10 protein-coding genes are annotated in these 8,436 nt (G+C 71.7%); 3 read left to right on the forward strand and 7 right to left on the reverse strand.

Going from position 1 to position 8,436, the window contains the following annotated elements; genetic code table 11:
* Positions 1-173 precede the first annotated feature (173 nt).
* Complete coding sequence (locus ABT300_RS38515) at positions 174-611, reverse strand: RidA family protein (protein WP_351686198.1); 438 nt, start codon at positions 609-611, stop codon at positions 174-176.
* Positions 612-673: 62 nt separating this feature from the next.
* Here ABT300_RS38515 and ABT300_RS38520 point away from each other — a divergent pair, with 62 nt between their 5' ends.
* Complete coding sequence (locus ABT300_RS38520; RefSeq protein WP_351686201.1) at positions 674-1,642, forward strand: helix-turn-helix transcriptional regulator; 969 nt, start codon at positions 674-676, stop codon at positions 1,640-1,642.
* Between the two features lie 171 nt (positions 1,643-1,813).
* Here ABT300_RS38520 and ABT300_RS38525 read toward each other — a convergent pair whose 3' ends face one another.
* Positions 1,814-1,984 carry a hydrophobic protein gene (locus tag ABT300_RS38525; RefSeq protein WP_307022079.1) on the reverse strand — a complete coding sequence of 57 codons (171 nt, stop codon included), beginning with the start codon at positions 1,982-1,984 and terminating at the stop codon, positions 1,814-1,816.
* A 137-nt stretch (positions 1,985-2,121) separates the two neighbouring features.
* Positions 2,122-3,030 (reverse strand): DUF4436 family protein, encoded by a 909-nt coding sequence (locus ABT300_RS38530; RefSeq protein WP_351686205.1) that lies wholly within the window; start codon positions 3,028-3,030, stop codon positions 2,122-2,124.
* Between the two features lie 266 nt (positions 3,031-3,296).
* Between ABT300_RS38530 and ABT300_RS38535 the strand changes: the two genes are divergently transcribed.
* Positions 3,297-3,716 carry a hypothetical protein gene (locus ABT300_RS38535; protein WP_351686207.1) on the forward strand — a complete coding sequence of 140 codons (420 nt, stop codon included), beginning with the start codon at positions 3,297-3,299 and terminating at the stop codon, positions 3,714-3,716.
* On the opposite strand, the gene ABT300_RS38540 is transcribed toward ABT300_RS38535, so the two are convergent.
* The 4 genes from ABT300_RS38540 to ABT300_RS38555 form a co-directional block, all read right to left on the reverse strand.
* Positions 3,707-4,579: a hypothetical protein gene (locus ABT300_RS38540; RefSeq protein ID WP_351686210.1), complete on the reverse strand. Its 873-nt coding sequence runs from the start codon at positions 4,577-4,579 to the stop codon at positions 3,707-3,709. The genes ABT300_RS38535 and ABT300_RS38540 overlap by 10 nt on opposite strands.
* A gap of 99 nt (positions 4,580-4,678) precedes the next feature.
* Positions 4,679-5,563, reverse strand: a complete 885-nt coding sequence (locus tag ABT300_RS38545; RefSeq protein WP_351686212.1) for a hypothetical protein — start codon at positions 5,561-5,563, stop codon at positions 4,679-4,681.
* Entirely contained in the window at positions 5,556-6,176 is a 621-nt protein-coding gene (locus ABT300_RS38550) for an RNA polymerase sigma factor (protein WP_351686215.1), read from the reverse strand. Before ABT300_RS38550 ends, ABT300_RS38545 begins: the two co-directional genes overlap by 8 nt.
* Before the next feature lie 108 nt (positions 6,177-6,284).
* The gene (locus tag ABT300_RS38555) at positions 6,285-6,692 is read right to left on the reverse strand and encodes a hypothetical protein (RefSeq protein WP_351686218.1); all 408 of its coding nucleotides are present in this window, start codon (positions 6,690-6,692) and stop codon (positions 6,285-6,287) included.
* A 286-nt stretch (positions 6,693-6,978) separates the two neighbouring features.
* Here ABT300_RS38555 and gdhA point away from each other — a divergent pair, with 286 nt between their 5' ends.
* A complete protein-coding gene (gene gdhA / locus ABT300_RS38560; protein ID WP_351686221.1) occupies positions 6,979-8,325 on the forward strand; it encodes an NADP-specific glutamate dehydrogenase in 1,347 nt (448 codons plus the stop codon).
* Positions 8,326-8,436 lie beyond the last annotated feature (111 nt).

Here is an 8,436-nt window from a genome sequence, read left to right on the forward strand (position 1 = left end):
CTGTCGGGCGCCGGAGCGGGGCCGCTCACCGAGCGCAGGGACGCAGGCGTCGGGACGGCCCCGCCGCACTCAACCCCGCGAGCACGGAAGGGCCTTGCCGCCCGGCCTGTCCAGGCCGGGCGGCTCACGGCTGTGCGGCGGGTCGGGTCGGCCCCGGCACGACCGCCCTCGGGTCAGGCTCGGACGGCGACCGCCTCCACTTCGAACAGGACGTCGGGAGCGGCGAGACTCGCGACACCGATGAGGGTCTGCACGGGTGGCTTCGTACCCCAACCCGCCTGTACGGCTGCGGCGATCGGTCCCAGCTTGCTCACGTCATGGTTCACCACATAAGTCCTGAGCTGGACGACATGGCCGAGGTCGAGCCCGTGGGCGGCGAGAGCCACGCCGATGTTGTGGAACGTGCGCCGGACCTGTTCCGTGAAGTCGGCGGAGACGACCGCGCCGTCCTGGCCCGACCCGTACTGACCCGACACCAGCACCCACTCGGTCCCGGCCGGGACGGCGACGGTGTGGCTGTACCCGAACGGGAGCGGGTCGTGCAGGCCTTCCGGACTGAGCAGGGCGGGGGCTGTGCGGATCGCTTCTTGGGGGCGATGGGTCTGTGTCATGCCGGTAAGCCTCGCAACGCATACACGACATCGTGTGTCACGTATTCCTGTAGCGTTTTCGGATGCGCGCCGACCGGTTGGTATCGCTGGTACTGCTCCTCCGGCAGCACGGTCGACTGTCCGCGACCACGCTGGCCCGAGAGCTGGAGGTGTCCACCCGCACCGTCCTGCGCGACATCGAGGCGCTGTCGGCGGCCGGCGTCCCGGTGTACGCCGAGCGCGGTCGGCACGGCGGTTTCACGCTGTTGCCCGGTTTTCACACCGAACTCACCGGACTCAACCACGATGAGGCGCTCGCCCTGTTGGTCGCCGGGTCTCGCCCCGGCGCGCAGGCGTTCGGCCTCGGTTCGGCGCTCGCGTCGGCCATGCGCAAGGTGGTGGACGCGTTGCCCGAAGGCCATCGAGCCATCGCGGCCGGAGCGGCGCAGCGCGTGCTCATCGATCCGGAGACCGACCTCCTCGCGCGCCGGCTGGCCGCCGAGGAGGTGCCCGACGCCGTGGTCACCGAGGTCCGGCGCGCGGTGTTCGCCGGACACAAGCTGCGCATCCGCTACGCGGCCGTCGACCAGAGCCCGAAGTGGCGCACGGTGGACCCGATCGGCCTGGTCACCGTACGCGACCAGGGCTACCTGCTGGCCACACGATCCGGCACGGAGCGCACCTACCGGCTGTCCCGGATCACGGCCGCGGAGGAACTCGCCGAACCGGCACAACGCTCCGACCGCGTCGACCTCGACCGCGTCTGGCAGGAACGCAGCACACGGTTTCGCTCCGGCGGCGACCAGGTCACCGTGCTGGTACGGGTGAACCCGACGCGGCGGAAGGACCTGGTGGGCACCGCGTTGGCTGTCCTCGCCGAAGTGCCGGACGCCGAAGGATGGTTGAGGCTGGAGGCGACCTTCCAGGATGCGCGGCACGCCGAGTGGGCACTGTGGCAGCTCGCGACGGACGCCGAGGCCCTGGCCCCGCACTGGCTGCGCGCATCCCTGCGTGAGCGTGCCGTAACGATCGCGGGCCGTTACGAAGTGTGATCCCGGTGAGTTGCTGTGTTGCTTTGTTGTTGCTGAGTCACTGAGTCGCCTTGTGCGCAGCCGCCGCCCTGGACGACCGGGCCTCCCGGCGTCGAAGGCGCTCTGCTCGGCGGGACATGACCGTGGGCCCCGGGAGGAGAACCCCGGGGCCCACGAAGCGGCCGGCGACGGCTACCAGCGGTACCAGCGACCCCTGCGGCCGCCGGTGTCGGCGCTGCGCATGACGAAGCCGAGCAGCCAGACCGCCAGCACGATGACGGCGATCCACCACAGTGCCTTGAGCGCGAATCCCGCGCCGAAGAGGACCAGAGCCAGCAGAAGAACGAGAAGCAGGGGAACCATAGTTATCAACCTCCGTTGGTCCGGTTGCCCGGCATATCGAAGAACACGCGGTGGATTCACCTGGTTTCTGCATCATCCTGGCGGGTACCGGTCCGTGTTTCCTCACGGCCGCCGCCGCGGTCGACGAGGGCCGGCGGCTACGTCACGGGGGAGTCCTTCGGGCGGAGGGCGGCTCGCAGCGCGGAGCGCACGCCGGTCGTGACCACGATGATCAGGCACAGAGCGATGACGGTCTCGGCCCACAAGAAGGCGAACCAGTCCAGCACGCAGCCGATCGGAGGGGTGCCGGGGGCGGTGTTGCGGAACGCCGCGAGAGCGAACAGCGTGGCGGCCATCCAGGCCAGGGCAGGCCAGACCAGACCCTCGCCCCGGGTCGTCAGGAACCAGGAGCCGAGCAGCACGGACCCCGCCAGCGCCCACATCACGACCATCATGAACACCGCGAAGACGAGCAGACTGCCCGATCGGGACAGCCTCAGCGCCACGACGGCCGCGTGGCCGGACGCCGGGGGCGTCGTGGAGACGGAGAAGAGCGTGGCGGCGTTGGAGAAGAGCATCCGCGCCGGCACCGGGTCGCCGTTCATCAGCGCCCAGAACTCGATGTGGGTCTCGTAGGCGTCGAAGGGGTAGTCGCTGATCGATCCGCCGGTGAGCGCCACCTGCACGTCCTTGGGCGCGAGCCGCTCGTGCGCCGGGTACGTCAGGTCGCCGAGGGTCGCCACGGAGGTCTGGAGGCTCAGATCGGCGACCGGCGCGGTCCCGGCGTCCTCGCCGAGAGCGCCGCGCGGTATGACCCGGATGCGCAGCACGAGCTCCCTGGCCGCGGCGTCGACGCTCTGGACGGTGGCCTCCACGTCCACCCGGTCGGCTGCCCGGGATCCGACCGTGTGCACCGTGTCGTTCGCCTGCCGCTCGGTGTACTGCAGCCACGAACCCACGGACACCGCCGCCAGGATCAGGCCCGCGAGGAGCAGCATGATCGGCAGGATCGACACCCGGTAGAAGCGCGGGCGAGAGGGTCGCGGCGAGCGTGTGGGCGGGGCCATGGCGACTCCGACGAGGGGAGAAGGACAGGGGGCTGTTCCGCTCGGCGCCGGGGAGCGGACCCTTCGTCCGCGGTGTGCGAGGGGCGGGGGCGGGAGGGGGCGGGGGAATGCCGCTTCCCCGACCGGCACGGCGATGCGTAAGGTGACACTCCGTCAGTAGATGCCTACTGTAGGTGGTGGATCGCCCTTTGCGGCGGAGGCCGAGACACGAGCATCGGAAAAATCGGGCAGGCGCTTCCGCCGGGACGCCTGGCATCCTGAGACCCGTGCCAGCCCGTAACCGCAGACTGCCGCGCGACATGTCGTGGCCGCTCACCGCATCCGACATCCGCGCCGCCCTCGGCGAACAGGTCGCCGACGCCGCCGACGTGGGCTTCGGAGACCAGGCGCGCAGCGACGGAACTCTCCTGCACGTCGAATGGACCCCGCCGATCTCGTCCAACTACGGCAGCGGCATCCACCCCGCTCTGTGGAACAGCATCCGCATCCGGGTCATGCCGCTTCCGTCCACCGAACGGGCTGCGGCCCGCCGCGTTCTGCGGGAGAACGCCCTGCCCGAACTCGCCGCATGGATCAGCGCCGCGCGGCGGGCGCCGGAGGGCTGGACCCTGACGCGACGCAGCCGATCCTGGCGAACGGCCGGGGGCGCCGCCGTCTCCAGGGACGACGGGCAGCCCTACCGTTGACGAACCGTCACGCGGTCAACCCTCGCCCAGGCAGCACGACTTCGACCTGACCGTGATCGCGGGACCGGGTGAGCACGCCAGGACAGTTCCCCTTCCTGGTCCAGCAGCTCCTGGCGGGGTTCCCGTGGTGGCGCCGGCTCGTGTCGGGCCGTCGCGCGGCGTCGGCGCAGCGCGGCGCCTTCGGAGCCGAGGAGCAGTCCCAGGGCCAGGGCGGGAATCGCCCAGCCGGCCCGGTCGAGCAGATCCGGAGTGTCTGCCGTGGCGTGAGCGCCGGTGGTCGTCCCACCGGTGGTCGCCCCGCCGGGGCCCGCCCCGGCTCCCGCGGGTGCGTCGGTCGAGGTCGCGGCGGACTCCTGCGGCGATCCCGGGGGCGTGCGCAGCAGCCCGAGGCCGCGGAGCAGCGCACGCAGCTCCTCCGACTGCTTCGCCCTGTGCCAGCCCCCGACGTCCGAAGAGGCGTCGTTCCGGGGGATGTTCAGTCTCGTGTGGATCCAGACGTCCTTGGTGTCGGGCGTGGACGCATACAGTCGGTCCGTCCGCCACGGCCGGGCGTCCGGGAGCATCCACGACAGGGTGACCATGTCGCCGACCTGGTTCATCCAGGTGCCCTCCGCTCCCCAGTCCGGAGCCTCCTCCCGGCGCCCGCCGCGCTCGGATCCCGTCTGCGCGACGAGTTTCTCCATGAGGGCGTACTTCTCGTCCGTGCCGTACAACGACGCCGTCCGACGGCTGGTCGGGGAGACCAGCAGCGCGCTGGCCGGCCCGCCCGCGGCCGCGGGCGGCGCCATCGGCAGAAGCAGGAGCAGGAGCAGCGCGGTCGTCAACGCGCCTGTCGCCGCCGCCCATTGTCGCAGTCCACGCATCCGACACCCCGATCCGTCGCCGTGCGGGCCGTCCGCACTCGCCGAGCCACTTCGGGTACACCGATCGATCCGCCCGGGTTCCCGTCCCGGCGATGCCTTTCAGCGCAGTGACTCGGCGATCTCCTGCGCCCGCGCCTTCGACGCCACGCCCTCCAGTCGCAGGGTGAACGCGTCGTCGTGGACCCACAGCAAGGCGGGTCCCGCCGTGCGCTCGGAGAGGGTGAGGCGGGAGCCGTCCGGCGCAGTCATCGACAAGCGCAGAAGGTGCGGCTGCGGGAACCACAGCGCGCTGTCCGTCCCGCCGGCCAACCGGACCCACTCGACCGCCTGCTCGCCCGCCACCGTCTTGCCGTACTCGGGCGCCGGCGTGGCCGGGAATTCGTCGAGCCGGACGGCGCCGCCGCGCTCGCCCCAGCAGAGGGTGATGACGAAGCGGTCCTCCGGCGTGCGCGTCACGGACACCGCGTCCGGGTCGCCCAGCACCCCCGGCACGAGCGGGGCGAACCCTGCTCGCCGTCCGGCCTCGGCGAGGGGGACCGGACGAGGGCAGCCCGGCACTTCCGCTCCTGGCGACGGCGACGCCGACGGGTCGTACCGCACTTCGACCCCGCCGAAGCGGAACCAGTCCGCCACCGCCGCCCGCACCGCAGGGGCCAGGACGAGGACGGCGAGCAGGCCGCACAGCGTGGCCGCGAGCGTGCGCCGGCGCAGCCCGGCCCACCTGCGCAGCGCCCGCAGTCGCTCGCCGGCGCCCCGTGGCACGACCGCCGGGGTCGGTACCCCCTCGGCGGCGATCCGCTGCAGGACGCGCTCGTCCATCGCCTCGCCTTCGTCGCTCTGCGGCCGGTCCAGCATCCGCCCGAGGGCCCGCAGCTCCTCGGGCAGCCGGGCGTCACCACGGACGCCCCCTGTGACCTCGCCGCCCCCGCGGCGCTTGCGCTGCTCGCTTGCGTCGGGTTCCTGCGGCCCGCTCGACTCACTCATCCCCCTCACCTCCTCCCTTCGTACCGAGGGGCCGGCGCGGTTCCAACTCCGGGAGCAGACGGCACAGTTTGCGCAGTGCCCGGCTCAGGCGGGACTTCACGGTGCCGCGGGGCCAGCCGAGGGCCGCCGCCGTCTCGGGCTCGTCCATCTCCAGCAGGTAGCGGTACGTGACGACCAGACGGTGATCCTCGCTCAGCTTCTCCAGGGCGCCGAGGAGCGCGATGCGGCGCTCGCTCGCCAGCGCGGCGACGGCTGGGTCGGCCGAGGACGACTTGAGCGGCTCAGCCTTGATGAAGGCCGCCTCGCGGTCGGCCAGAGACCGTTGGCGCCCCGCCCTCCGCACCGTGTTCCTCGTCTCGTTGGCGACGATCGACAGCAGCCACGGCCGGAACGCGGAACCGTCCCGGAAGCGGCCCAGTGCGCAGTACGCCTTGAAGAAGGCCTGCTGTACGACGTCCTCCGCGTCCGCCCCGGCGCCGAGTGCCCGGGCCGCCCGCAGCGCGATGCCCGTATGGGCGCGCACCAACTCCGCGTACGCCTCCGGCGTGCCGGCGCGTACGCGTGCGATCACCGCGGCCTCATCGACGGTGCGGCCCCCCTCCCGCGTTCTCACGCCATGCGTACACCGCCCGCGGCGGATCGGTTCCCGCCCTTTCCCGTCCGCTCCGGGCCGGCGGCGCTCGCTTTCGGAGCCGTCGGGGCGGTTCTCTGCGGTGGGCGCTCACCGCGTCGTTCCGCCCGCGCCCGGGTCGTACCGAGGTGACGGCGTGTCCCAGACCGCGTCGTACCGGCTGACGATCTGTCGGAGTTCGCGGGCCTGCCGTGGCGGGAAGGCCTGCATCACGACGTCGAGGAGGGCGCGGGCCTCGAAGGGGTCGTCGCAGCAGTCCCAGTGCGTGTCGTCCCGCTCGTAGTCGTGCCACAGTCGCCGCTCGGATCGGTGGACGTAGTCCTTCCACAGGCGCAGGGCCGCGCCGACGTCTCCTGATCCCACGTAGTTGCGGCTGCGTTCGAAGGCGAGGACCTGGGACAGCGCCCGCGAGGACAGGCCGTCGATGACGGTCGTCGCTCCTCGTGTCCGGTGGCGGGGCACGCCGGCCCGGACGTGTGCCGGTCGCCTACGCGGCATGGACCTTTCGGTTCTTCGTCATGGCGTACATCGTGGCTTCGACCGGCCGCGGTGTCGAACGCATTGATTCGCCGGAGGGCGCTGGAGGGCGCCGGTGGGATCGCCGGACGCGCACACGCGACGATATGACGACTTGTCGACACGGGTCGAGGTCGCGCCGTCTTCCGATATCGGTGGCCTCCTTCACTGACACAGCGACTCCTGGCGTCCGTATTCGTTGTCAGGACAGCGGCCGGGCACGCTGGACAAGGTGAGTGCCTGGCGGAACACAGGAGAGCAGGCGCGCATGAACCCCAGTGCTCACATCGAGGCCGTCTACGCACAGGTCTGCCGGCGCAACGCCGGCGAGAGCGAGTTTCACCAGGCGGTGGGAGAGGTGCTGCACACGCTGGCGCCGGCGTTGGAGGCGCATCCGGAGTACGTCGACGCGGTGATCGCCGAGCGGCTGTGCGAGCCCGAGCGGCAGCTGATCTTCCGGGTGCCGTGGGTGGACGACGCGGGCCGGGTGCAGGTGAACCGCGGATTCCGGGTGGAGTTCAGCAGCGCCCTCGGTCCCTACAAGGGCGGTCTGCGCTTCCACCCGAGCGTGAACCTCGGCATCGTGAAGTTCCTGGGCTTCGAGCAGATCTTCAAGAACGCGCTGACCGGACTGGCGATCGGCGGCGGCAAGGGCGGTTCGGACTTCGACCCCAAGGGCCGCAGCGACCAGGAGGTCATGCGCTTCTGCCAGGCGTTCATGACCGAGCTGTACCGGCACCTGGGCGAGCACACCGACGTCCCCGCCGGCGACATCGGGGTGGGCGGGCGCGAGATCGGCTACCTCTTCGGCCAGTACAAGCGGATCACCAACCGCTTCGAGGCGGGAGTCCTGACCGGCAAGGGGGTCTCCTGGGGCGGCTCGCAGGCCCGCACCGAGGCCACCGGCTACGGGGCGGTGTACTTCGCGCAGGAGATGCTGGCCACGCGCGGACAGGGCTTCGACGGTCGCAAGGCCGTCGTCTCCGGCTCGGGGAACGTGGCGGTCTACGCGATCGAGAAGGTGCACGCCCTGGGCGGGTCCGTGGTGGCCTGCTCGGATTCGTCCGGATACCTGGTCGACGCGGACGGCATCGACCTGGAGCTGCTGAAATCGGTCAAGGAGGTGCGGCGGGCGCGTCTTTCGGCCTATGCGGAGGCCAAGCCGGGGGCACGGTTCTCGGACCGGGGCTCGGTCTTCGAGGTGCCCTGCGACATCGCGCTGCCGTGCGCCACGCAGAACGAGCTGGGCGGACAGGAAGCCGGGGCGCTGGTGAAGAACGGCGTCCTGGCCGTCGCCGAAGGCGCCAACATGCCGTGCACCCCGGAGGCGATCGAGATCTTCCGTGAGGCGGGCGTCCTCTTCGGTCCCGGCAAGGCCGCCAACGCGGGCGGTGTGGCCACCTCCGCGCTGGAGATGCAGCAGAACGCCTCCCGCGACGTGTGGACCTTCGAGCAGACCGAGACCCGGCTGGCCGCTGTCATGCGGGGTGTCCACGCCCAGTGCCGGGCCACCGCCGAGACGTACGGAGGCACCCCGGACGACTACGTCCTGGGCGCCAACATCGCGGGCTTCCTGCGGGTGGCGGAGGCCATGACGGCTCAGGGCGTCGTCTAGAGCGCGCGTCGCGGAAGGCGCGTCCGCCCCGGGCCGGGCCGGGGCCCGGACGCCGGTTCGCGGTCACACCGTCTCCTCGCCGGTGTGCCGCACCGGCGCCGCGTGGGGACG

The organism is Streptomyces sp. NPDC001027, from assembly GCF_040299045.1.
Classification (GTDB): Bacteria; Actinomycetota; Actinomycetes; order Streptomycetales; family Streptomycetaceae; genus Streptomyces.

What these genes read in the sequence shown, in the direction of transcription:
- ABT300_RS38515 (WP_351686198.1), bottom strand. Translation starts at nt 611, where the DNA reads ATGACACAGACCCATCGCCCCCAAGAAGCGATCCGCACAGCCCCCGCC.
- ABT300_RS38520 (WP_351686201.1), top strand. Translation starts at nt 674, where the DNA reads ATGCGCGCCGACCGGTTGGTATCGCTGGTACTGCTCCTCCGGCAGCAC.
- ABT300_RS38525 (WP_307022079.1), bottom strand. Translation starts at nt 1,984, where the DNA reads ATGGTTCCCCTGCTTCTCGTTCTTCTGCTGGCTCTGGTCCTCTTCGGC.
- ABT300_RS38530 (WP_351686205.1), bottom strand. Translation starts at nt 3,030, where the DNA reads ATGGCCCCGCCCACACGCTCGCCGCGACCCTCTCGCCCGCGCTTCTAC.
- ABT300_RS38540 (WP_351686210.1), bottom strand. Translation starts at nt 4,579, where the DNA reads ATGCGTGGACTGCGACAATGGGCGGCGGCGACAGGCGCGTTGACGACC.
- ABT300_RS38545 (WP_351686212.1), bottom strand. Translation starts at nt 5,563, where the DNA reads ATGAGTGAGTCGAGCGGGCCGCAGGAACCCGACGCAAGCGAGCAGCGC.
- ABT300_RS38555 (WP_351686218.1), bottom strand. Translation starts at nt 6,692, where the DNA reads ATGCCGCGTAGGCGACCGGCACACGTCCGGGCCGGCGTGCCCCGCCAC.
- gdhA (WP_351686221.1), top strand. Translation starts at nt 6,979, where the DNA reads ATGAACCCCAGTGCTCACATCGAGGCCGTCTACGCACAGGTCTGCCGG.